At 50.0% G+C, this 25,309-nt stretch carries 22 protein-coding genes; all 22 read right to left on the bottom strand.

What is annotated here, in order from left to right:
- Positions 1–20 precede the first annotated feature (20 nt).
- On the bottom strand, positions 21–1,127 hold the full coding sequence (locus AC0YN4_RS09560) for an ABC transporter ATP-binding protein (protein WP_475781871.1): 1,107 nt from the start codon (positions 1,125–1,127) through the stop codon (positions 21–23).
- Between the two features lie 5 nt (positions 1,128–1,132).
- Entirely contained in the window at positions 1,133–1,963 is an 831-nt protein-coding gene (locus AC0YN4_RS09555; protein ID WP_475781239.1) for a carbohydrate ABC transporter permease, read from the bottom strand.
- Positions 1,964–1,988: 25 nt separating this feature from the next.
- Positions 1,989–2,927, bottom strand: coding sequence for a carbohydrate ABC transporter permease (locus tag AC0YN4_RS09550; protein WP_475781238.1), 939 nt, complete (start codon positions 2,925–2,927; stop codon positions 1,989–1,991).
- 190 nt (positions 2,928–3,117) lie between these two features.
- Positions 3,118–4,506, bottom strand: a complete 1,389-nt coding sequence (locus AC0YN4_RS09545) for an ABC transporter substrate-binding protein (protein ID WP_475835682.1) — start codon at positions 4,504–4,506, stop codon at positions 3,118–3,120.
- Positions 4,507–4,638: 132 nt separating this feature from the next.
- A complete protein-coding gene (locus AC0YN4_RS09540) occupies positions 4,639–5,997 on the bottom strand; it encodes an aspartate aminotransferase family protein (protein WP_475781236.1) in 1,359 nt (452 codons plus the stop codon).
- Between the two features lie 32 nt (positions 5,998–6,029).
- Entirely contained in the window at positions 6,030–7,373 is a 1,344-nt protein-coding gene (locus tag AC0YN4_RS09535) for an MATE family efflux transporter (protein WP_475835681.1), read from the bottom strand.
- Positions 7,374–7,397: 24 nt separating this feature from the next.
- Positions 7,398–8,354, bottom strand: a complete 957-nt coding sequence (locus AC0YN4_RS09530) for a CehA/McbA family metallohydrolase domain-containing protein (protein ID WP_475781234.1) — start codon at positions 8,352–8,354, stop codon at positions 7,398–7,400.
- On the bottom strand, positions 8,351–9,316 hold the full coding sequence (locus AC0YN4_RS09525; protein ID WP_475835680.1) for a PHP domain-containing protein: 966 nt from the start codon (positions 9,314–9,316) through the stop codon (positions 8,351–8,353). Before AC0YN4_RS09525 ends, AC0YN4_RS09530 begins: the two co-directional genes overlap by 4 nt.
- A 297-nt stretch (positions 9,317–9,613) precedes the next feature.
- Positions 9,614–10,579: an ABC transporter ATP-binding protein gene (locus AC0YN4_RS09520; protein ID WP_475836094.1), complete on the bottom strand. Its 966-nt coding sequence runs from the start codon at positions 10,577–10,579 to the stop codon at positions 9,614–9,616.
- 1 nt (position 10,580) lies between these two features.
- Positions 10,581–11,564 carry an ABC transporter ATP-binding protein gene (locus AC0YN4_RS09515; RefSeq protein WP_475835679.1) on the bottom strand — a complete coding sequence of 328 codons (984 nt, stop codon included), beginning with the start codon at positions 11,562–11,564 and terminating at the stop codon, positions 10,581–10,583.
- Positions 11,565–11,576: 12 nt separating this feature from the next.
- Positions 11,577–12,506, bottom strand: a complete 930-nt coding sequence (gene opp4C, locus AC0YN4_RS09510) for an oligopeptide ABC transporter permease (protein ID WP_475781231.1) — start codon at positions 12,504–12,506, stop codon at positions 11,577–11,579.
- 13 nt (positions 12,507–12,519) lie between these two features.
- Complete coding sequence (locus tag AC0YN4_RS09505; RefSeq protein ID WP_475781230.1) at positions 12,520–13,473, bottom strand: ABC transporter permease; 954 nt, start codon at positions 13,471–13,473, stop codon at positions 12,520–12,522.
- 67 nt (positions 13,474–13,540) lie between these two features.
- Positions 13,541–15,277: an ABC transporter substrate-binding protein gene (locus AC0YN4_RS09500; protein WP_475835678.1), complete on the bottom strand. Its 1,737-nt coding sequence runs from the start codon at positions 15,275–15,277 to the stop codon at positions 13,541–13,543.
- 261 nt (positions 15,278–15,538) lie between these two features.
- Positions 15,539–16,447: an ArsR/SmtB family transcription factor gene (locus AC0YN4_RS09495; RefSeq protein ID WP_475835677.1), complete on the bottom strand. Its 909-nt coding sequence runs from the start codon at positions 16,445–16,447 to the stop codon at positions 15,539–15,541.
- Between the two features lie 154 nt (positions 16,448–16,601).
- Positions 16,602–17,879 (bottom strand): MFS transporter, encoded by a 1,278-nt coding sequence (locus AC0YN4_RS09490; protein ID WP_475835676.1) that lies wholly within the window; start codon positions 17,877–17,879, stop codon positions 16,602–16,604.
- A 77-nt stretch (positions 17,880–17,956) separates the two neighbouring features.
- Positions 17,957–19,492 (bottom strand): leucyl aminopeptidase, encoded by a 1,536-nt coding sequence (locus AC0YN4_RS09485; RefSeq protein WP_475835675.1) that lies wholly within the window; start codon positions 19,490–19,492, stop codon positions 17,957–17,959.
- Positions 19,493–19,670: 178 nt separating this feature from the next.
- Positions 19,671–21,044: an ATP-binding protein gene (locus tag AC0YN4_RS09480; protein WP_475781225.1), complete on the bottom strand. Its 1,374-nt coding sequence runs from the start codon at positions 21,042–21,044 to the stop codon at positions 19,671–19,673.
- A 4-nt stretch (positions 21,045–21,048) separates the two neighbouring features.
- Positions 21,049–21,447, bottom strand: a complete 399-nt coding sequence (locus AC0YN4_RS09475) for an ATP-binding protein (RefSeq protein WP_475781224.1) — start codon at positions 21,445–21,447, stop codon at positions 21,049–21,051.
- Positions 21,448–21,630: 183 nt separating this feature from the next.
- The gene (locus AC0YN4_RS09470; RefSeq protein WP_475835674.1) at positions 21,631–23,226 is read right to left on the bottom strand and encodes an anti-sigma factor domain-containing protein; all 1,596 of its coding nucleotides are present in this window, start codon (positions 23,224–23,226) and stop codon (positions 21,631–21,633) included.
- On the bottom strand, positions 23,223–24,044 hold the full coding sequence (sigI, locus tag AC0YN4_RS09465) for an RNA polymerase sigma factor SigI (protein WP_475781222.1): 822 nt from the start codon (positions 24,042–24,044) through the stop codon (positions 23,223–23,225). The genes AC0YN4_RS09470 and sigI overlap by 4 nt, the downstream gene beginning before the upstream one ends.
- A gap of 109 nt (positions 24,045–24,153) precedes the next feature.
- On the bottom strand, positions 24,154–24,579 hold the full coding sequence (locus AC0YN4_RS09460; RefSeq protein ID WP_475781221.1) for a hypothetical protein: 426 nt from the start codon (positions 24,577–24,579) through the stop codon (positions 24,154–24,156).
- 168 nt (positions 24,580–24,747) lie between these two features.
- On the bottom strand, positions 24,748–25,296 hold the full coding sequence (locus AC0YN4_RS09455; protein WP_475781220.1) for a peroxiredoxin: 549 nt from the start codon (positions 25,294–25,296) through the stop codon (positions 24,748–24,750).
- Positions 25,297–25,309: the final 13 nt, after the last annotated feature.

The raw sequence follows: 25,309 nt of genomic DNA, 5'->3' as shown, positions 1-25,309 counted from the left end.
CCTCCGCTGATCATAATCGTCTATCGGTACTGCATCAGATTGAGCCCGTTATCAGTCGAATCAAATACATGAAACTTATCGTCACGGAATCGAATGTAAACAATGTCACCAGAATGAACATCTGCCTCGTTATCGACCAGGAAACGGATCATTCCCTCAAGCTGGTTCCGCGCATCGATGACCTTCACCAGCTTGCCGCTGCCCAGATGCTCGATGAGGTCAACCTTCATCGGAATCCCCAGCGCGTCCGCAGCATCGGTCAACGTGATATCATGCGGCCGCACGCCTAAATGAACCTGCTTGCCGATATGTTTAACATCTACCTTGCGCGCTTCCGGAACGGTGTATTGGAATCCCTTCGTCACGATTATTTGCACACCGTCACGCTGTTCGATTTTGCCCGCAATTAAGTTCATCGGCGGGTTACCGAGGAAGCTTGCGACGAACAGGTTCACCGGGTGGTTGAACAGCTCCTCCGGCGGCGCGTATTGCTGGATCTTGCCACCGTTCAGAATCGCGACACGGTCGGAAATGGCGAGTGCTTCCTCCTGATCATGCGTCACGATAATCGTCGTAACGCCGAGCTGACGCTGCAGCTTCCGGATCTCATCGCGAACGTCCAGCTTCAGCCGCGCATCAAGATTAGACATCGGCTCATCGAGCAGCAGAATCTCAGGGTCTTTAGCCAGGGCACGCGCCATCGCGACCCGCTGCTGCTGACCACCGGACAGCTGCGATGGCTTGCGATCGAGCAGATGGTCGATCTGCAGAATACGGCCCATTTCTTTAGCGCGTTCATACGCCTGCGCCTTCGGCACTTTACGCTCCCTCAGCGGGAAAGCGATGTTGTCGCGAACCGTAAGATGCGGATACAAGGCGTAGGACTGGAACACCATCCCTATGTTGCGATCCTTGGGCTCCACGTGATTGACCATCCGGTCTCCGAAGAAAATTTCACCCGAGGTAGGCTTGAGCAATCCCGCAAGCATCATCAGCGTTGTCGTTTTGCCGCAGCCGGAAGGGCCAAGCAACGCAACGAATTCCCCTTTTGGAATTTCCAGGTCGAGCCCGTCTACGGCTCTTCCGCTTTCTTTTTTGCCATCGTAGGATTTGACGATATTCCTCATTGTAATCACGATTGTTTCGCCCCTCCCATATTGACCTTCATAAACATCTTCTGCGTGAAAATATAGAACAGCACAACCGGCAGCGTGTAGAACAAGCCAATCGCGGTAATTAGGCCGTAGTTGATGATATGGTTCTCCTTCGTTACGAGCTTCGCCAAGTAACCGGCAAGCGTCAGCATTTTATCATCGAAGATGAGCAAGGTGAAGAGGAACCACTCGCCGTAGGCGCCTAGGAAAGCGAATACCGCGATCGCTCCTATACCGGAAAACACATAAGGAACGAGCACCTTGCGGAATGCGCCGAATCGGCTTGATCCGTCAACCATGGCCGCCCACTCAATATCCCAAGGCACCTCATCGAAGAAACCTTTCATGATATAAACCAGACCCGGAAGGGAGCCTGTTGTTGCCACGAGCATAACACCGAGGTAGTTGTTCACCAGTCCCATTTTGACAAGAATGAAGAACGTAGCAATGATGAGCGTAATACCGGGAAACGAACGCATCAGGAACAGAAACTTCAAAGCCGCCCCTTTGCCAACAAAATCAAGACGCGAGAACGCATAGGCGGTGGGCACGGAAATCCCAACCTCAATTGCGACAATAAGAAAGGAGTACACGATTGTATTGAGCACAATCGGCCAGATCATCGGCAGCTTCACGCCTGAGTATTCCACCGGTTTGGTAAAGAAGGAGAAATTGTCGAGCGAGAACTCCCCAGTCGTGAAATTCATCGTCGCGGCGAGAAAATACCATACGATCATGGCAGCAATCGGAAGCGTAAATAGCGTCATATAGGTGTGCACTAGCACTTTCTTTAACGTGCTGGTCGACATCGGGATTCACCACCGGTCTCCTAGATTAGTCTTCGATTCGTGAAGGCTTGATCATCTGATCGAAATCGAACAGGCGGATCAATAGCAGCGTCAGCACGAAGGAAATGAACACGACGATCAGCGATACCGCTGCCCCGTAGCCATAATATTTGAGATTAAATGCTTGCTGGAAGGCGTAAAGCGATAATGTCGTCGTATCTCGCATCGGTCCGCCATTCGTAAGCAGCATAATGAAGAAATACGAGGATACGAAGCCGATCAAATCCGAAATCGTGATATACATGAGCGGCCATTTGAGCGTCGGCAGAATGATTTTCAGAATAACGGACTTCTCACTGGCACCATCGACGCGCGCCGCCTTGTACAAATCCTCCGGAATCGAGTTGATTGCCGAAGACAGTAAGATCATGCCGCCTGACACCGTCGATACGATCGTCGCCAGAATGACGATGGCCATTGCGCCTTTCGTGAACCAAGATACCGGCTCCGAGATAATGCCCATATTTTGCAGGAATTCGTTAATCAAGCCGCCTTCGGTCGGGTCGAAAATAAACTTCCAGAAGGTGACGTACACGACAGACGGAATGATGCTCGGGATGAGCCATAACACTCTATAAATGACAGCCGTCACTTTGCCTTTAAGAAAATATTGCGTCGCAATGGCAATCACAAGCGCAAAGAGCAGCGAGATGACCAAAGTTAGAATGGCGAATACGGCGGTATTGCCCAGAATTTGCGGCAAGTTGTAGTCAGTCATTATTCGTTTGAAGTTGGTTAGCCCAATGAAATGGGGTTTCATGGATGCGTTTAAATCCGTGAAAGCCATCCCTACCGTCGCAATCGCCGGCAAGACGAAGAAGACAAGGACGAGTAAAGCGAATGGCATGATGAACAGATAAGGATAAATGATTTTGCGAACAGGTTTCTTGTATGGCTTTGATTCGAGTGCTTGTGCTTGAGTCATTTCGTTGCGGCCTCCATCCGTTGTGCGGCGTTACTTAGAGACAAGGTGAAACGGCTGTCGCCGTGCTACCGGCGGAGAAGCGCGTTTCATTCCGGTGAAATATAAGCATGGTATAAGGTGAAACTTATACTTTCTTATATTTGAGGGTAGGCGCCCTAATCGGGATTTGAGCGCCTATTCCTCTTATGCCTTATTCCTCAATGATTAGATGATCCGCTGGTACGTTTTGCTTTACTTCCTTCTCGAACAATTCATAAGCTTCTTCAGCTGTTGCGTTTTTGGTCAGGATCGCATCGATGCCAAGTGTGTAGCCTTTCGTGAATACTGCATAATCCGGTAGAGCCGGACGAGTCTTCGTGAACTCGACCAGGTAGGCGTGATCCTTGTAGAAGGACATTTCTTTGAAACGTGCATCCTCTTGTGCTTCAGGCGTTACCGGCAGCTTGCCGCTTGCAACCGTATGGTTGATTTGCAGGTCCGGTGCGAGTACATTCTCGATCAGCTTCTGCACGTAAGGCATTTTCTCATCGTCAACGGTTGGACCAACGAAGATCATAGCCGGGTTACTGTAGGAAACAGGCTTGCCGCCTTTGGTCGCGGAAGGAACCGGGATCCAAACTACGTTCTGATCGAACCATGTGTTATAAGCTTGCACATCATCTTTCATGCCGTTTGCTTCACGCATCATTTGGTAGAATTCCGTACGCGCGAATTGGGCGAAGATCTCGCCTTTCACGAACATTGGCGCGGACATGTCAGTGTCAACGTCACCGATATTCTCTGCAATAACGCCGCGTTTCTTGGCATCTGCCCAGAATGCGTATACGTCCTTCGCTTTCGGTGTCAGCATCATTTTGTTCTGCGCAGCATCGTAGTTCACGAAGTCAAACGCGTAATTCCAGCCCTCGAAACGCGTATCTTCTACAGCGAAGCCGGTCTTCACGAGCTTCTTCTTCTTCGCTTCATCAGCCAAGTTAACCAGATCCGGGAACGTAAACTCGCCGCTGTCGACTTTGGCTTTCAAGCCATCGATTTGGTCCTTCGTCCAGCCGATGCCTTCCAGCGCCTTACGGCTGATGAATACAGGAGAAGCATCCATATCTTGAATCGCGCCATAGTAATGGCCGTCGTAGCTCATAATGTTCGTGTAGGATTCCGGTACGCTCTTGAACACGGCAGAATCCTTCACCCAGTCGATATCGCGGATCAGACCTGCGTCCTTCTCCCAACCGATGTCAACGCTGGAGTTGATAAACACATCTGCAACTTTGCCGGCTTGTGCTTGCAGGACAAGCTCATCGTCACCGATGCCAGGCCACCAATCGAGCTTTACTTGCACGTTCTCGGAAGCCAGCTGCTCGTTTGTGCGTTTCTCCGCTTCAATGAAGTTATCTTTACGTGCTCCCCATGTATTCTCGCGAACCGAAATCGTCACGACCTTAGGTTCTTTATTTCCCGCCGAGTTCGCGTTGTTAGCAGGAGCATTAGCGGATGTGTTACTGTTGTTGTTTGTTCCGCACCCCGCCAAGACACCCACACTCATGACCATTGTCAATGCAATACCAGCAAATTTCTTCACAGCTTATACTTCCTCCTTCGAGTCTCTTGAATGGATACCTTACAAGATTGAGTATAGAGCTCGTTTGTAAACTCGCTATAAAAACAACGTTAAGATTTTGTTTATTGTTGTTTTATTTGTTATTTCATTGTTTTAATCCTTGAAAACCTGTTGAATCGCTTCTTCTACGATGTCTAAAGCCAGAAGCAGCTGTTCCTCGGTTGCAATTAGCGGCGGCACCAACGTAAGCACATTCCCGCTGGAAACCTTGAAGCTGAGCCCTCGCTCCATACAGCGGTACATCACTTTCTCCGCTTGATCGCTCGCCTTTTCCTTCGTATTGCGGTCATTCACCAGCTCGATCGCAGCCATCATGCCGATGACTCTCACGTCTCCGATCGGCATATAACGCGATTTCATGTCTTCAAGTCTGGCTTTAAGCACCTTCTCCATTTGGCCTGCGTGCTCTACGAGACCGTTTTGTTCGATATATTCAATCGTGGCGAGCGCCGCGGCGCAGCCGACCGAGCTTTTCTCATGCGTATAATGACCAAGTGAAATGTCTTGCGCGACATCCAGCCCTTCGCGAACGATGATGCCTGCCATCGGGAACACGCCGCCTCCGAAACCTTTACCGATTACCACGATATCCGGCACGATGTCGTAATGCTCATGCACGAACATCTTCCCGGTTCGGCCGAACGCCGTCGGAATTTCATCCAATATTAGAAGCACGCCATAACGATCGCACAGCTCACGCAGTCGTTTGAAATACGCCTTAGGCGGAATTTGCACATCCGTGCTTCGGACCGGCTCCATCACAATCGCGCCGACATCACTTTCCCGCTCCAGCATGAACTCCAAGTAATCCAAGCATTTCAAGCCGCAGCCATCGCAATCCCCCATGAAACATCTGTAGCTGTTGAAAGGCATCATATGTTCCGTACCCGGAAGCAACGGGCCCATGGAGTTGCGGAATACACCTTCCCCGCCGACCGAGATCGCATCGAGGCTTGCACCGTGGAACGAATCCCATGTCGAGATGGTTTTGAATTTGCCCGTAGCTTTTCTCGCGAGCTTCAGCGCCATGCCTATCGCACTCGTGCCGCCCGGCGTGAACAAGACTTTGTTCAGATCGCCGGGTGCGAGTTCCTTGAGCTTCTTCGCCAGTTGGATGGCGACGGGGTTCGTGAATCGGCGCGGTAGAAACGGCAGCTCGTCGAGCTGGTTCTTAACCGCATCGATCACATATCGGTTCTTGTAGCCGACCTGATGGACGCTGTTTCCGTGGAAATCCATATATTTGCGGCCGTCCATGTCGATGAGGTAGATGCCATCCGCATCGGTAACGACGTTAAGGCATGGGGTCGACATCGATTGATGGATAAAATATTGGCTGTCTTCCAGCAATACATCCATCGTTTCCTCGCTTAAGTGCGTTTCTTGCCAGAGCTTCCGCTCAGAAGTAAGGTTAATGTCCCCTTCCGTCTTCATAAAGGCTTTTAATTCCAACTAGTCGCTCCCCTTTCATAGGTGCTAACTTGCTACATACTTTGCGCCAAATTTTTGGCCCATTTATTCGATCGATACCGGAACCATCCGATACAAGCTTTCGATACTTCTTCGAGCGCAAACACGAAGTAGACCCATTCGACCGGCCAATGAAACACGTAAACACCGGCAAAAACAAGCGGCAATGAAATGAACCAGGTCGTAACCAGAATCAACTTCATTGTATAGACGTTATCTCCACCTGCGCGGAACAGGCCGACGATCCACACATTATTGAGAAAATAGGCGGTGAGCACGAGCGATTGGATCAGCATGACATGTCCAAAAGCCGTCTTTACTTCCTCGCTCGTGTTGCCGAACAACTTCACGATATAAGGACTGGACACGGCGACAGCAACACTAACCAATAACGAGAGAATGACCGTTATCTTCGTAAATTTCCTTCCATAGAGGATCGCTTCACTCGGATCCTCTTGGCTTAATTTCTGTCCAATCATGACTTTGGCCGCATAAGCGAAACCGAATATTCCCATCATAAAATAACCATTGAATGTCCGAGACAGCTGAAAGGTAGCGAGAGCAGTCACGCCCATGTAACCGAATGCCACAGCATACAGCATGTTGCCGACTGACCAGAGTCCTTCATGGAGAACAAGCGGCATCGTCGTTCGGTACAAGCTTTTTGCGAACGATAATTTGAACGAGAACAGCGACTTGATAGGCACGTTGAAAGCAGCTTTCCTCGCATAAACGTACCCGATAAGCGCAACAGCGCTGATGACGGATGATACAAGCGTCGCCCAAGCTGCTCCTTCGACCCCATAGGCGTGAAACCCGAATTTGCCGTAAATCAATACGTAATCGAGACAGACGTTAACGGACATCGAGATGATGCCCACGATGAGCGTCGGTTTAACCAAACCGATGGACCCAAGCGCTTGGCCGAACGTGTCCTTTACCGAATTAATGAGATAGACCACTAACAGAATGGTAAGATAATGCACACCATAGGCCACCGCTGTTGGATCATTAATGAAAGCCGTTAACATCCCATGACGGAAAACAAATGCAACCCCTGCCAGCACTAGCGTTATGCCAATGCTGGAGGTGAGCATCAAGGAGAACGCCTTCTGCGTGGACTCCCGATCCTCTTTGCCATGGAACTGGGTGATGAAAGCTGTAATGCCATATACGCCCGATAAGATCATGCTCAGGATGAATCCAATCTGACCGACAGCAGCAACGACCGCAATGGCCGTATCGCCAAGCCCGCCGACCATAAGCGTATTTACAAGAGAGAACGAGTTGCCTATCAGCATCTGAAGCACAGTCGGAATGACCAGCTTAATCAGATTTTGACGAAATTCAGTATGCAATGCTGAGTTGCTCATAGGTGCTGTCTACATCCATTCTTCGGGGAAGATAGGATTGGACCAAGCGACATTGCCTTCGAAATCCATGCATTCCACCCGAACGTATCGCATCCCGGCGTCCAGAAGGAACGCTCCATCCGTTATTGCTGAAGCATCCCGATTGAACACCGTACGGCCATTGAACGGATGCGTAATAAATTTGATGAACTTGACGGGCGAGCATTCAATCTTGAGATAGCCATCTTCCACTCGCAGATCATGAATGGCAGGACCGTTTGAGGAGTAATAGCTGCCGGCTTTCAAGGCCTCAATAATTCCCTCTTGTCGCAAGCTCTCTGCCTGAACCGAAATCCATCCGCCGAAAAATTCCGAAATCGCGCTGTCCATCGGACCGCCATGTGCATCGTCTGCAGCGATTCCGAATACTTTACGTCCATTGCTGAGCAAGTAATCCCAATGCCTTACTCCATAACCGACCGCTTCGTCGAGCTCGGACTGGTGATTGTAGATCTCGACGGCAAAATAATGCTGGAGCTCAAGCAAGTCCTCCGGTTTGTTGCGCGACCACGTTGGATGATTCATGATGACGAGATTACCTTTGGCCCTCATCTCGTCGATCAGCTCTTGAATCGTATCCAGGCTTGTATAATCCGGCTTGGCGTGTTCTTCATCATGCTCGAATTCGGACGTGGAGCCGAGCGACGGATCAAGCAGGCCATGGATATGGTATTGCTGCCCCGTCTCTCTCCAGCTCATCTCGCATGCCATTTCGTACCCGCTCAGCATCAGGAAATTCTCGTCGTCATAGGCTTCCGATTTCCAGTAGATCTCGTGATCGCTCAGGCACATGAAATCGTAGCCTTTCTCGCGATATGCTTTGATTACCGTTTCCGCCTCGTATTGTCCATCACTTCTCGTCGAATGGGTATGAAGATTGCCTTTGTATTTGCGTTTGCTGCCATCCAGAAAAATCATCGGTTTCATAGTAGATCCTCCACGAATACGGGATTCGTCCAAGCCACATTGCCATCGAAGTCGACGCATTCCACGCGGATATAGGTCATGTCCTCTTCAATTTCCATCATTGCTTGTGTAAGCGGCTCGCCGGTCATAAAGTTGCCGAAGAATGGCCCGCGTTGCGGGAATGCTTTGAACATAATGAACTTGCACGGGGAGCACTCGATCTTAAGTCTGCCGTTCTCCACCCGCAGATCGTACACTTCCGGACCAGAGCTTGAGTAAAATTGACCTGACTTGAGGCTGCGAATCACATCCGTATGCGTGAGCGAGTCCGCTTGTGCTTGAACCCAACCTCCCCCGTACTCCGGAATTTGCCAATTCGGGTCGTGGCTGTGGGAATCATCTGCGGCAATACCGTACACGCGTTTGCCGTTCTGCAGCGCATGGTCCCAATAAGCGGCACCGTATGAGCTGGCTGTCGACCATTCCGTAGCATGATTGTAGATTTCGACGGCGAAGAAACCATCGTACTTCACCATGTCCTCGAACCTCGTTAAGTGCCATTCCGGGTGGTTGAAGACGACGAGATTACCATGCGAGCGAAGTTCGTCGATCAACAGCTGCGGCGAATGGTCGCCAACCCATGGCACAGGCGTAGGGAAAGCGTGAAGATGCTCGTAGCGCGGTTGCTCCGGTTGAGCGGTTGGATCGTCCAATACCCCAAAGTGATATCCTGGGTTCTTGTCCGGTACCGGATTCAGCTCGCCTCGCTCCGTTCCCGGGAGTGTAATAAAGTCTTGCGTGTTGAACTCTTCTGTACGTGTATAAATATCATGATCGCTCAGAGAAATGAAATGATAGCCTTTCTCCTTGAAAGCTTGAACGACATCCGCGGCAGGCAAACGACCGTCTGACCAGGTCGTGTGAAGGTGTAGATTTCCTTTGTACATCGGTTTATTGCGGTCGAGCAAGATAATATTCTTCATATGCCTTACCTCCACTTGGTTTGTTGTTGTTTTATAAATTGTTTTATGTGGTTTATATCAAGGATACATCGATAAACCGTGCGATTCAATCGATTTCGTTAAAATTAACACGGAGTTAATACTCTTTTACAAAAGAAAACAAACAATAAACCACATCATAAAAAAAGAAGCGATGGCAGCGCCGTAGTGGCGTGTCATCGCTTCTTGATATGTTCATCAAAGTTTACGGATCATGGAGCTCGTCGAAACAGAAAAACCACTCCTAATGGAGTGGTTTCTTAATTAGTCCTTATACCGTTATACCAGATGGCAAGCGACGCTGTGATCGTTCCCTACATTTCTGAACAGCGGCACTTCCTCACGGCAACGGGCTACCGCAAAGGGACAGCGAGTATGAAACTTGCAGCCGGACGGGGGATTCGCCGGATTTGGCAGTTCCCCGCTCAGCACGATCCGCTCGCGCTTGAGTTTGGGAATCGGAATCGGCACGGCCGAGAGCAAAGCCTTCGTATACGGATGCAGCGGATTGCGGAACAGCTCGTCGCGCGAAGCGGTCTCCATCATCGAGCCAAGATACATTACGCCGATATGGGAGCATAAATGCTCGACGACACTTAGATCATGAGAAATGAATAAATACGTTAATCCCTGTGTCTCCTGCATTTTGCGAAATAAATTAATAATCTGTGCCTGAATGGATACATCCAGTGCAGAGACCGGCTCGTCTGCAATAATCAGATCCGGATTCAAGACGAGAGCGCGGGCGATGCCGACACGTTGGCGCTGTCCGCCTGAGAATTCATGCGGAAACCGATCGATGTGATACGACGACAATCCGCAAGCGGCAAGAACATCCATGACCCGATCGCGTATCTCTTCCTGCGGCACGAGACCATGATCGAGCAGCGCCTCGCCAATCGCATCGCCGATACGAACCCGGGGATTCAGCGAGCTGTATGGATCCTGGAAAATAAGCTGCATTTTCGGGCGAAGCCTGCGTAATTCCTCCGGAGACAAGTTATAGAGATCAACGCCTTTGAATTTCACTTCACCGGCCGTTTTGTCCGTCAGTCGCAGGATCGTACGCCCTACCGTGCTTTTCCCGCTTCCGGATTCTCCGACGAGCCCGAAGGTTTCGCCCTGCTTAATCGAGAAGCTGATATCATCAACGGCCCTGACGTTGCCGACTGTACGGCTGAGCAGACCGGATTTGATCGGAAAATATTTCTTTAGCCCGTTTACCTCGAGCAGTGGTTGTTGTATCTCAGACATAAGCAATCGCCTCCTCATACAACCAGCATGCGACCTTTTGCCCATTTCCGACTTCCTTTAATTCAGGCTGCTTGGTTCTGCAAATGTCCATGCAGTGCGCGCACCGGTCGTGAAAGTAGCAGGATGGAACGAGCTCCAGCGGATTCGGAACCTGACCCGGAATGGAATACAGTTCTTCTTGGCGCTGGTTGATAATGGGCTTGGATTTCAGCAAGCCTTGCGTGTACGGGTGCTTCGGACTTTCAAACAAGGCAACAACTTCGCCTTCCTCTACGACTTTCCCCGCATACATGACCACGACATAATCCGCCATCTCCGCCACGACGCCAAGATCATGCGTAATGAGCAATATGGACATGTTGGATTCATCCTTGAAGCGGCGCAGCATATCGAGAATTTGCGCTTGAATCGTAACGTCTAGTGCCGTCGTCGGTTCGTCGGCGATAAGCAGCTTCGGACCGCACGAAATCGCGATGGCGATCATGATTCGCTGGAGCATGCCGCCGCTTAGTTCATGCGGATACGAATCCGCAATTTGCTCCGCGCGCGCAATCCCTACTTCGCCGATGAGCTCGATTGCCCGCTTCCGCGCAGCTTTCCTGCTGAGCTTAAGATGCTCCATCAACGGCTCCATCAGCTGCTCCCCGATTCGGAGCACAGGGTTGAGTGAGGTCATCGGTTCTTGAAAAATCATGGCGATTTCATTGCCCCGAACGGTACGGAGCTCATTGCGGCTTAGTGTTAGCAAGTTTTCGCCATGAAAAGAAATCCTTCCGCCCACCACCTGACCTGCCGGTGCTTCGACCAAGCCCATCACCGACATCGCTGTGATGCTCTTCCCGCTGCCTGATTCTCCGACGATACAGACGATCTCACCCTGGCGGACCTGCAGGCTGACATCATCTACAGCTCGAACGACACCCTCCTCGGTTTTGAAAATCGTGCTTAAGTGCTCTATATCAAGTACGTTCTCCATGCTCACGTACACCTACCTTTTCTGCTTGGGATCCAAGACATCCCTTAATCCATCCCCGAAAATATTAATAGCGATGACAGTCGCGAATATCGAGAAACCGGGCGGAATCCAAAGCCACGGATGGTCTTGAAAGTCGATCATATTGTTAGCGGCATCGATCATATTGCCCCATGTTGGTGTTGGCGCCATGACCCCGAGTCCGAAGTAACTGAGGACGGATTCGTATAGAATCGCCCCGCCGATGTTTAATGTGGCAATGACGATGAGCAGCGGTACCAAATTCGGCAGCAAGTGATTGAATAGCTTCCTTCGGTCACGAAGTCCGAGGACGACGGTTGCTTGCATATATTCTCGCTCGCGCAGGCTAAGCATCTGTCCTCGAACCATCCTGGCAAGCCCGGGCCAACCGACAATACTAAGCATCAGCATGACGATATACATGCGATAGTCCGTCGGTATTTTCCACTCTGACAGCAGTGCACCTAAGATGAATAGAAGCGGAAGGCTTGGAATCGTCAACAGCAAATCCGCCAGACGCATGATGATTTGATCGGCGATCCCCCGATAATAGCCGGCAATAACCCCAAGCAGTGAGCCGACGAAAACAGACAGAACCATCGAAGCCAAGCCGACGGTCAATGAAATTCGTCCCGCTTGCAGTGCCCGGGTCAGTACGTCGCGTCCCAGCGCGTCCGTTCCCAGCCAGTGCTTGAGATTCGGCGCTTTATTCATAAAGGCCATATTGATTTTGTTATCCGTGTACGGCGAGAACAACGGACCGATGAAACATGCCGCGAACATGAACGCCACGACAACAAAACCAAACACAGCCAGCTTGTTCTTGAGCAGTCGCCTCAAGGATTGCCTCCATAGCGACGTATATACAGGTTTAGCTTTAGGGGCCGACAAAACCGCAGTCCCCTCACTATGAGTCGTTGACATCCGTTTGGACCTCCTACAGCCTGACCCGCGGGTCGGCGACATGGTATAGAATGTCGGAGACCAACGTGCCGATGACGGTCAATATAGCAATAAACAAAGTGAATCCCATGAGCAGCGGATAATCCCGCAAGCCGAAGGATTGCATATAGAGCTGCCCGATTCCCGGCCAGTTGAAAATTTTCTCGATAATCAACGACCCTCCGAACAGCGCGGGAAGCTCGAAGCCGACCAGCGTAATGGCTGGCAGCAGCGCGTTGCGCAGCGCATGCGTGAACAACACCTTACGTTCTTTTAACCCCTTCGCGCGGGCCGTACGAATATAATCCTGCTTAATAACGTCAATCATATTGCTGCGGAAGTAACGCGTCAAAGAACCGACTCCGAGCAAGGTCATGACCATCACCGGAAGAATCATATGGTGTACGACTTCTTTGACATAGGCCAATCCCGTTGCATTGCTGCCCGTCGTCATCATGCCTCCCGGAGGCAGCCACTTCCAATCGACGGCTAGAATCTTGATCAGGAAGAGGCCGATAAAGAACGAAGGTATAGACATAGCGGCGAAGAGCGCCACCATGACGAACGTATCGAACCATGAATACTGCTTGTACGCGGCGATTACGCCGACGACGACCGCGATCAACCAAGTCAGAAATGTGGAAACGGCCGCAAGCAGGAATGAATTCCAAATATATTGGTTAAACAAAGTGAGAACCGGTTTCTGCTGCGACAACGAATAACCGAAATCGCCGTGGAACGCATTCTTCATCCAGATTGCATACCGCTCAATCACAGGCTTATTCAGCCCATAGATCTCCCGAAGCTCTGCTTTGCGCTCCGGCGTCAGCTTGATATTTCCCGTGATAAAATCTCCGGGCGTCAACGCGTACAAGCAAAATATCAAGAATGAAGAAGCGAACAATATGACGATGATATATAAGATACGCTTGGTAATGTAAGTGCTCATATGGACTCCTTAACCTGCTATTCCCTGCCCGGGAAATCCGAGCAGGGAATAGCATTCGTTTGTATCGTTATTGGCTCAGCGTCCAATTCGGCAAGCTTGGAGCAAGGCCGTTGAACGGGCTAACGCTTAGATTCTGAATCCGACCGTTATAGGCGTACACGCTCTTCTTATAATTCGTGAAGATGATTGGCAACTGGTCGTTCAGCAGCTTGTAAATATCCTTGTACACGGCTTTGCGCTCATCAATATTCGAAGTTGCCAAGCCTTTCGCGTACAATTCCTTAAAGGTTGCATCATCGTAGCCTGGAATCTCTCCGTCAACGAATTGCAGTAAGCCATCCGACGGATCGGTCAAGAGCGATGTCGAGAAGGAAGCCATATCATAGTCGCCGCCTTCCACCTTAGATACAAGCGCGTTGAAATCCGCGAATACTTCAGGCTCGAATTTGATGCCCAGTGCTTCGAAATCTTCTTTGGCTACAGCGATAAAGACATCCGTTTCCGGCTTTTTGTAGCCCAGGTAATGGATCGTCAGCTTCTTGCCGTCTTTCTCGCGAATGCCGTCTGCACCTGCTTTCCAGCCTGCTTGATCCAAGAGCTCCTTCGCTTTCTCCGGATCGAACTTATAGGAATTGATCCCATCCTCCGTATACGACCATGAGATCGGAGAAGAAGGAATGTTCGCTACTTGGCCAGCCCCTTGAGCAGCATCCACATAAATGCTTTGACGGTCTAAGCCGTAGGTGAGCGCTTGACGGACTAGTTTATCCTGCAGTGCCGGATGTTTCAGGTTCAATTGCAGATAGCCATACGTGCTTGGCGTATAAGGAAGAATATTCACGAAGCCAAGTGCTTTCAGCTTATCGATATTTTCCTTCGTAGCCGTGAACGACGCATAATCGACCTCGCCTGTTTCCAGGTACTGCCACGTATCGCCCTGTGCTGTTTTGTATATAAAATGCTCTGTTTTTGGTTTGCCATCGAAGTAATTCTCGTTTGCGATCATGCGAACTTCCTGACCCGGAATAAATTTCTCCAGCTTATAAGGTCCGGTGCCGAGCGGACTGCCGCTTAGCTTCTTCATGTAATCCAATTGTCCTTGCTTGTAGTCCTTGCCGTAATACGCCTTGGACAGCACGTCTGATCCGAGCAGGGTCAACGCACTGGCGTTCGGCTTCTCAAGCACGACGGATATCGTCTGCGGGTCGATGACCTTGATCCCCGATATACTGTTCGCCGTACCTGCTTTATAGGCGTCGCCGCCTTGGACATGCAGCGTGTTGACCATGGAGTCGCCGTCGTACGACTTGTCGTACAGAATCGTCCACGTAAAGGCGACGTCTTCAGCCGTAAGCGGCGAACCGTCGCTGAATTTCAAATCCTTGCGAAGATGGTACGTATAAGTCAAGTTGTCCGCGGATACTTCCCATTTTTCGGCTAAGCCGGGAATCGGAAGTCCTTTGTCGTCGACTTTGACTAGCGGCGTATAAAGCAACGACGAGACGTTGCCGTCATATCCGCTTTGTTGGAAGTACGGAGTGAACGCGCCGCTTGGATCGGTTAAGCCGACGATGATCGTATCCGTACGCTTCTGGGCGATGTCTGGAAGTTTAGACATGTCTGACGCTGTGAAGAGGCCGGAAGCATCCTCTGCCGGAGCGGTTGTGTTCGCTGCATTGTTCGTTGCAGGCTGATTCACTTCCGTCTGGTTGGCAGCCCCCGTGGTATTATTATTGCCGCAAGCAGATAACAAGATGGCGCTCGCAAGTATGGCTGTTGATAAGGTTGCAATTTTTCTCTTCATGATACCCTCCTAGATTAGGCAGCTTTTGGCGCCTCTTTAATTCCGATAGAATTACTCGACTTTCTTCGTCCTTATTATAGGATCGATTTTCGGTTCTGTAAATAGAGAACTCAAAATTTATTCTTTATCTAAAGAATATATAAAGAAATGACTAGAAATACCCCCTCGTTCGGATAGGCTGCAGCAAACGAAAAAACCGCTTCCCCACCGTGAAATCACGTGTGTGGAAGCGGTTAATTTATGAAAGCTGACTTTCTATCCTCAGCCCTGCTCGATATAACCCAAGATTTTGCTATGAACCTGCTCCAAGGCGCTTGTCCTCAGGCTATAAGTAGTAAGCGTCTCCCCTTCGAAGTGCGCCGATAACATTCCGGCATATCGAAGCTTTGCAATATGATCATGGGTGATCCCCTTGGATAATTCCATATGGCGTACGATTTCGATGAACGAGCGCGGCCCTTGGTTGAGATATCTCAAAATCTTCAACCGGCTCTTCTCTGCCACGCTTCGGATCATGCGATACTCATGCGGCGCCAGAAATTCTTCTTCCTCCGCGTAAATTCTGGCTGCGTAATGGCAAATGGTAACTTTGCCAAAGCTGAAAATAACGTTAATCGGTTGAAAATGATACTGCGGCATGAGAATCAACTGTTCCAGTCCGTTGATCGGTGCGAAAGACAGTCCATTCGTCGTCTCATCGATGAAGGCATTCGGATCCGTCGACTGAAGCGCTTCCTTGCGAATAAGCGCTTGTTCGCGAAGCCCTTTCAGAATAAAGGGATCGATATGTCGAAAATATTGATCATTCCACTGCTCGAACAGATTGATGGTATGATCCCGAAATTCACCCATCTGGTCCGGGAACTGGTTACCGTAAGTCGACATTAATTCATACAGGTCTCCCGCCGACATCCCTTTGAGCCACTCCACGAAATCGACGACATCTTCTCCCGGGCATAAATGTACGAGTAAATACGTTAGTTTCCAGTCGCCGTCGATCTGAACACGATCCAGTACATCCGCTAATTCAGGTGTAATCATTTGACGGACCTGTTTGGACCAGGACGGAGTTAAATCGAGCTTTTTATGCGATTTACGGCAAACATAAGCATGCAAGCTGCCCATGATTTCGTATAATGGTTTGAATCTCACGTCCAACCTGTATTCCATGACGTAACGCCCCTCTCTGTCCTATCATTATAGCAACTGATCTTCGCTGAGCACCACTTCGATTTTCTCGGTTCCCCTTTACAAAAAAAATAACCTTCCCGGCTGGGAAGGCCACTAATGCAATGGTTGCATAGCTAATATGCAGATCAGATCATCATGAATGCTCCGTCAACGTCTGCTGCTCGCTGCGCTCCGCTCGAAGCACGATCGGACCTACAGTAAGCGCAAGCAGAAGCAATGCTGCTCCTGTAATAAGGGAGATGCCATAGCTTTGCAGCCAATACGGGCTGTCCTCGATTTGCTTATATACCCAGCCTCCGAAGAGTGGCCCGATAAACCCTGTCACGCCTGTAAGTGCGGAGAATACCGCAACATACATCGGTCGATCAGACTTTGGCGTATCGCCGATAATAAAGTTGAAGACAAGCAAGTTGTAGCCGCCAAGCCCTGCACCCAGCGCGATATTAACGATGGTCAGGACGAGCAGGACAGGCATGATTTCTATCCCTACCCAGAGGACGCAGGAAGCGGCAATAATCGGCAGCGCCCACAGCAGCAGCGTCCGCGAGTCAAATCTACTATTGAGATTCCCCCAATAATAGTAGCTGAACATCGTCGTCAGCATCTGAACCGTCGTGAGTACCGTAATGCCCCACTTGCTGATATGCAGCGTCTCTAGCATCACATACGAGAATAACGGGACGACCGCATTTTGCAGCAAAATAAACACCGCAATGAATAGCGTCGCTTTCATATAACCTTTATCTTTAAGAGGCTTAAGGAAAAGTGCTGCCGAGCTCGATGCTGCTGATTTCTCGAAAGGTGGATTCGGATAACGCCACAGCTCCAGCCCGTTCCATACCGCGCATAATGCACTGACAATGTAAAGAACGGCAAATCCGGTCTCTGCATTCATTCGCTCCAGGATCTGACCGCCAACAAGCAGCGTTATACTGCCAACGGCCCAATGAATGGTGTTTCGGATGCCAAAATATCTTCCGCGCACTTGCGGCGGTACCATATCCGCAACGATCGAGGTCCAGAAGACGGAACTGGTAGAAGCGCAGATAAAGGAGATTAGAAATAAACCGATGAAGACCTCAACCTGCAGTCCTTCCGAAACGAAGAACGGAATAAGCCCGGTCGCAACCCAGAAAAGTCGATGGACCGTTCCGAATATCGTGAGGAGCAGTTTACGATTATTTAACCGCTGCATGTAGAAAGCCGCCAACAGCTGCACAAGATTGGCAAGCGCCGGAATAGCCATGACCAGCCCGACATCCGATGCCGAGCCGCCCAAGTATACAACATAAATCGTTAAGATAGGACCGCCAAGCAGGTTCGCGATAATGACAGCCGGTATTCCTTCCATGATGGAAGTTAACAACCCTCTGCGCTGATCGGACATTTGTTTTCGGCGAAATACAGACATTAAGTGATTCCAGAAATTCATGCGGTTATCTCCCTCGTGATGTTACCCCTATAAATGGCCGCGCTATATTAAAAGTGTTAAACGAGCAGTTCGCCAAGCGTGCGCACCATGACTCCTGTACCGCCTTTAACCTCCCATGACCGATCCCGCTCCAGCCATGCCGTACCGCCAATATCCAAATGCACCCATGGCTTCTCCTCTGCGAAGGCGCCGATGAACAACCCGCCGATGCTTGCGCCGCCGTATCGTCCGCCGCCATTCTTCATATCCGCAGCATCGCTGTCCAGCTGCTTGCGGAATTCCGGGTATGCAGGCATCGGCCAAATGCGTTCGCCGGCTCGCTTCGATGCGAGAATAACCTGCTGCTGAAGCGTCTCATCATTCGTGACGACGCCTGTAGCAACATCCCCAAGCGCTACCATAACCGCCCCGGTTAAGGTCGCAACGTCAATCAGCTTCGTTGCGCCGCGGCGGATTGCGGTTGTGAGTCCGTCCGCAAGAACGAGCCGTCCCTCTGCATCGGTATTCACGATCTCAACTGTGGTGCCGTTCATCATCGTGAGCACATCGCCCGGCTTCATCGCACGATCGGATGGCATATTCTCCGCGGTCGGAATGACGATGACCGCGTTTAGCTTCGGCCGCAGCTCGCCTAGAATACGTACCAAACCCAGTACGGCAGCAGCGCCGCCCATATCGGAAATCATCTCTTCCATGCCAAGGCCCTTCTTCAAGGAAATGCCGCCTGTATCAAACGTGATGCCTTTACCAATGATGCCCCATTTGTCCTCGTCCCCCGGAGCGCCTTCATACTGGATAACAATCATACGCGGCGGGTTAATACTGCCTTTGCCGACGCCGATAAGTCCACCCATGCCGAGCTTCTTACAGGTCTGTTCATCCATAACTTCAACGTTCAGGCTATAGGCTTGCGCCAGCGTCCGTGCTTCGTTTGCCAGCACTTCCGGTGTCAACGTGTTACCCGGTAAGTTGGTCAAATCCCGAGCAAACACAACGGACTCTGCGAATACGACACCTCGGCGGGTACCGCTCTCCCATTGCTCCGCTGCTGCTGCTGCCAGCGGCTCCGGTAATGTCTGTGTCACTGTGAAGGCGACTTTACTCACAAGCGACTGTCTCCGATTATCAATCTTCTTCGCCGTCTTACGTGTGAATAAACCGAGAATATAACCTTCTGTCATCGCCTGCGCAGCTTGACACACCGTAAACACGGGCGTTCCGATTGCCAGCACTTGAGGCAGCTGCTGCTGCACGCTCACTGCCTTTAACCGTTTAGCCGCTTTAGCTGCAGTCGCTGCCGCATCTCGCAGTCCGTCAACCGTGAGATGGTCCTGCGAAGAAATCCCAACGAAGATGATATGCGACTCCGGCCGCAGCCCTAACGTCGGCAGCACCAGCGTTTCACGGAGATCACCTTTGAACAGCTCCTTCTCCACATGCTTGCGCAGCGCCTCATCTAGCTGTGGATGGATGCCCGCTACCGCCCCTCCGGGCTGCTTTAGTTCTTCTTTACTGATGAAGGATACGACAACATCGGCAGCATCTGCTGCATTCCGCGCGCTCTTCGTCTCATATATAAATGTAATGCTCATCGTGTGTGAACAACTCCTGTCTTGAAACTCGTATGCTGCACAAAGCTAATCAACACAAAAAAACCGGGTTTCCCCGATTTCCTGGTTCGTCCTTGTCATGCAGCTCTGAGGCAAGCATAATCAGCCTCTGCAAGACAACTTCTGCAATTAACACGGGTTATACCCCGATTCTAATCCTTTATTCCGCCAATGGCAAATAGATATTAAACTCCGTACCTTCACCGCTGCTGCTCGAAACACGGATCTTCCCGCCGTGGTTGCGAACGATGCGGTAGCTAACTGAAAGGCCTAGCCCGGTACCTGATGCTTTCGTCGTGAAGAAAGGGTCGAACAGTTTGGATTTGGTCACAACATCCATACCCTTCCCATTATCGCGGATCGTAATTTCGGCGTCTTTGCCGTCTCGCCTTGTAATAATGTCTATTCGGCCGCTTCGCTCACCGCCCATTTCGTCGATGGCTTCCATGGCATTGCGAACAATATTCAAAATAACCTGCTTAACCTGCTTCACATCAATGGAAGTGGAGAGATCCTCGTCATACGTTTCCAGATGAATTTGGCAGCCCTTCATAAGCGCCTCGCTGTCGGATAGGAGAATGACTTCTTTCAGCAGCGAATTAATAAGCACCTTCTGCTTCATCGGAGCAGATGGCTTCGAAGAGTTAAGGAACTCATAAATAATATCGTTTGCGCGATCAATTTCAGTCAAGATGATGCGGGAATACTCTTCTTTCCCTAACTGGGTGAGGTGAGGCTTCAAGAGTTGGATAAAACCACGGATGGAAGTAAGGGGATTGCGAATTTCATGCGCGATAGCAGCAGCGATCTTACCCAGCATCGCCAGCTTATCGTTCTGATAAGCCGATTGCTCAATCTGCTTGTATTCTGTGACATCCTTGACACTGAATAAATAATCACCGTCCAGCTGGTCCCCGTACGTAACGGTTACGAGCAGAAAGCGACCGTTCACATCTTGAAATTCCAAGTAACGGCTTCTTCGCAGAAACATTTCTTTATAGAGCCTGAGAATAATGCGCTTCTTGCTCCGACCAAGTTGATTATGCCATAGTATATCGGTCAAATTACAGCCGATTAACGTTTTGCGGGGAATATCGAGCAGCTTGGCCATCTGAACATTGATAAAGGAAACAATCCCATCGCTATCCAGAATCGCAATGCCGCTGTCCATATGCTGCAGTACATTCTCATACTTGTTCTTCACCATACGGAATGACCGGTGCGAGCTGAGCAGCATGTCCCGCATCTCGCTAAAGCGCTGCTCCGGCGTTTGCTCCGGCTGGAGTCGGAATCGGAAAGCAACCATTAGCTCAATCAGAAAAATAAACGACCGGCTGTACAGCTGGAGCGCTTCCTCTGATTCGACGTTGGCAACGAGCATCTGCATCGATTCTTCATGAATCGCAATGATATCCTCCGGATGAATGCCGTGAAGCTGCTTGCCGATTTCAGTCGCTTCAAAAAGCGATGCCTCGCTGCCGCTTCGAATATATTCAGCAAGCGCCGGGAAATATCGCTTTCGAATGGCTTGCATTGATTTACTCCTCTCCTGCTGCACAGTTCGGCGAATCCATGCGCAATGGAGAAACAATCCATTTACGGAGTGTGATCATGGTTCCTCGTAACTGATCATGGGACAGCTCAATATCGTCTGCCAGTTTTTCTACCAACTGAAGATGGATTCGACTGGCTCCGCGAAAATGATCGAAAAGTCTGACTTCAATGCCGCTCGCGGGTTCCCCTTTGGACGGACTGATTTGCCGAATGGTCACATGTCCCTTCTCCGAGAAAGAAATAAGCTGAAGGGCTAGTTCGGAAATCGTATACGCAATTACCGTCTGATCAACAAGACTGAAACCGATCGCCTTCGCGATGTCTCTTCCTCTTTGTCGTGCCTTAATCGCATCAGCCTTTTCCCGAATATGGAGCATTTCCATTTTTTTCTCGCCTCCGCACATCAAAAAATTGCTTTCTTTATGCAGGTTCCGAGCCCGAGATCGCTTACAATAATCATAGTTATGACGTCCATTTTCTGTCAACAGGAGATCCTGTCGAATGATATCGAATATACGTAGTACGAAAGGCGCAGCTCTGATGCCTGCGCCTTTCGTGGTCCTATACTAATTCTGTTTTCCTTGTCCGCGGCCGTTCTTCCCCTCGTTGTTCCCCCTGCCGTTGCTGCTGTCTTTTCCTTGATTGCGATCATCATTCTTACTGTCTTTGTTATTGTCATTCTTAATGTCATTTTTACTATCCTTGTTATCGTCTTTATTATTGTTCTTGCGATCGTCCTGCTTCTTATCATCCTTAGAAACGCCATTATGACGACCATTGGAAGTGTTTTTCACTTCGCCCTGGCCGCCTTTTTGGTCGTTGCTGCGATCATCGTTCTTGCGATCGTCAACGTTTTGCTTATTGTCACTTTTTCCATGGTCATCTTCACGACTGTTTTCTTTGGGTTTATCATCCTTACGAATGACATTCCCCTTCTGTGGCGGGTTCTGAGTAGGCGCTCCGACTGTAATGCCTCCACCTGAGGAATGATTCCAGCGATTCCAGCCTTTGTTGATGACTTTATTATCATCTTTGACGTTGCCTTTATTGTTACTTTTGTTATTGTTCTTATTGCTTTTATTGTTTCCTTTGTTATCGTCCTTCTTGGTCTCCGCGCTAATGACCTTGCCTATGCCAATGTTCGCGTGACCCTTGTTATCGTTCGATCCTGATTTGTTGTCAGAACCCGAATGATTGCCGCGGTGATCATCGTTCTTCCTATCCCGCTTCTCTTGCTCCTTCTTCAGCAGCTCTCTTAACTGCTCTCTCTGCTGTATCTTCTGCTGCTCCCAGGACTGCTTCGCTGGAGTAGTTTGCGATTGTTCTGACTTTCTCACCGTATCCCCTTGCTCTTGATCGCTCTTCGCAACAGTTGCCGGCGGCTTGTTGTTCTCGTTAATGACCGCTTTTACGCCGCCCCACGGCTTCGCTGTCTTGTGAATCGACTGCGTCTTAAGCTGCTCAATCGACACCTTATGGCCCTGCTTCTTCGCCATTAGGTAGAAGGCCAGCTTGCCCGCAGACAAACCATCCTGCTTCGCCTCTTCTCGAATCTCTTCAGGCGCTGAAAGTGTGGTCACTTCGACCTTCAAATTGCGTCCTTTATCCGTCTTCGAAAGCGATTTGCGCACTGCCGTATCCATATGCGTAGTTACCGTATTCTCGTACTCTGAAGCTGTCGGATTAGCTACCAGTACACTCGTAATGATGACGTCGCCTTCACCGCTGTTCAGATACGGGCCGGCACTAATTCGATCCATAATGGCTTCCGTAACTTGCTCAAGCGTAAGCCCCTTATACGTCAAACCTTCCGTAACATCCTTGCCATCGTCATTGATCGCGCGCAGCTCTTCTACATGCTCATCTTCCGTGATGCCAAGCTCGATACTTGGATTCACATCCATCGTCAGATAAGCGACAACCTGCGGTCCCTTATTCACTTGATTTAGCAGAAACGGAACAAAGAGGAGAAGCAGAATCGCTGCTGCACCTGCACTAAAGCTGTACAATTTACGCGGCTGGGCGAATCTTCGCTGCTCGGTGAAACTAAACTCTTCGCCAATTTGTGGCTTCCGGCTTGTCGGCACCTTGCGGAATTGCCCATCCGGCATTAGTAGAATGACGTATTTCTGGCCTGTTTCCATCACAATTCCACGACTCATGCTCTCACTCCTTTCACCTGGGGTTGTTCCTGCTGCGGTGGCTCTTGGGGCTGTATATATTCCTGCAGGTAAGGATAATCACCGTTATGTAGTAGTGCAATGGCTATTATGTATTTACGATTTCGCTCGATCGTCTTGCGAGACACGCCTGCCATTTCGCATAATTCTTTAATGGGCAGCTTCTGCTTCGTCTCCATGATTTCGTAGAGCTCCGGAGCGTTAGCGAGCAGCTTGCTGATCGAGATCAGCAGAACCCTTGAATCGGAGTGCTTCGGTGATAAATCCGGCAGTTCGCCAAACGAGATGCCAAACTGCTTGAGCCGGCTGTCATACTCGCTGATTTCAAGGCGCCTGGCCTCCACATCCTGCGAAACGGAGTATCGCTGCAATGCTTCCTTCATCTCTATAGGATTGACGGTCATTTCTTCCTCGTCATCCTGATCAAAGGCGCTGTATGGAACAGTGCCCGAATGCCTTTGTTCTTTTCGCACATAATCAATAAGCCTGCGCCGAATGACCGTTTCGGCAAAGCCGAGAAACGATTTTCCTGCCTGACTTGAGAATTGTTCTACCGCTTCGTCGAAGGCAGCCAGCGCAATGCTGAACTCATCCGAACGAGTAGGATCTATGTATCTCTTGCAGAATCGACTTGTCACCTTCGCAATATACGGCTTATACGACGCGATAAAATCATTCCGCGAAGCTTCGCCGCTGCGAATCATCTCCACCATATCTTCCGGAGTGATCTTGGTATCTAAGGTGACAGCGGACGTAACGGGCTTACCGCCAAAAATCCGTTTGAACAGAACAAGTAACAAACCGCTCCACCTCACATTTACATTTTTCGTGATGTCCCTTTAGCTTGAGGGGGTCGAACACATGGGTATATAAAAGAAAAAGCCTCCTTCGTCAGGAGGCGTTGCGTTCTTAACAATATCCTTCGGAGGTTCGTCGCTGCAGTAGCTTATTACGCCGCTGGTTTAATACGCCGAGCCGCTTTTTCAATTCCGCTTCCCAAGCCTCATCCGCGATTTGCTTCGCGAAGCTCAAGAGATCAAGTGCCATATCGATTTGATTCGTGACGACTTCCATAGGATCTTCGTTCTCATTGTTTACACAGTTCTCGAACAGTTCTTTATCTTCCTGCTCCACATATTCGATAAAGTCGACTTCCGATGCGCCGTCGCCGTGTGCATACTCAGCAAGAATCTCATATTCATTCTCAATCATGTGATGAATTTCAACGCGATGACATACTGGACAGAAAAGAATAGGAACATTATGAATATGCGTGCGAAAATGCTTCAGCGTGCCATTCGTGCCGATCATGCTTGCTCCACAGCAAAAGCTCATGTCAGTCTCCTCCTTAGCCTCCATTACCCTTCATCAATCACATCTGAAACTTTGTATAACTTATTCGCGTCTCTCTGGCAAAATTCCTGCTTTCCTGCGTTTCCAGAGTATAGAAAAACCCGAGGCCTCTTGGAGGTCCCGGGTTGATCGTATGCAAGATGTCGATTCTTATTTCGCAACGAGGTGCTGATCGCCCGGTTTCCAGTTGATCGGGCACAGACCGCCGGATTGCAATGCTTGCAATACGCGGAATGTTTCTTCAACACTTCGACCTACATTGTTGTGGTTAACAACTTGGTATTTGACTTCGCCTTCCGGATCGAGAATGAATAAACCGCGAAGCGCGATCCCTTCTTCTTCGATCAGTACGCCGTAGTCACGAGCAACGTTCTTGGTGAGGTCTGAAGCAAGCGGGAAGTTCAGTTGGCCAAGACCGTTATCCGTAATCGGTGTGTTGATCCAAGCGCGATGGGAGTGTTTGCTGTCCACGCTCACGCCAAGGATTTCTGCGCCGACTTTGCTGAATTGATCATAAGCCTCGCTAAGTGCCGTAATTTCAGTCGGACAAACGAACGTGAAATCGAGAGGATAGAAGAAAAGGACCAACCATTTGCCTCTGAAATCGGAAAGTGCCGCCGTGCTGAAGCCTTGACCGTTGCCTGTTGCCGTCTCCATCGAGAAATCCGGAGCAAGGCGACCTACCAAACGTTCTGCCATGTTGTCGTTACCT

Source organism: Paenibacillus sp. J22R3 (assembly GCF_056269305.1).
The sequence above is the reverse complement of the archived record's forward strand: the minus strand, read 5'-3'. Positions and strand labels throughout refer to the sequence as shown.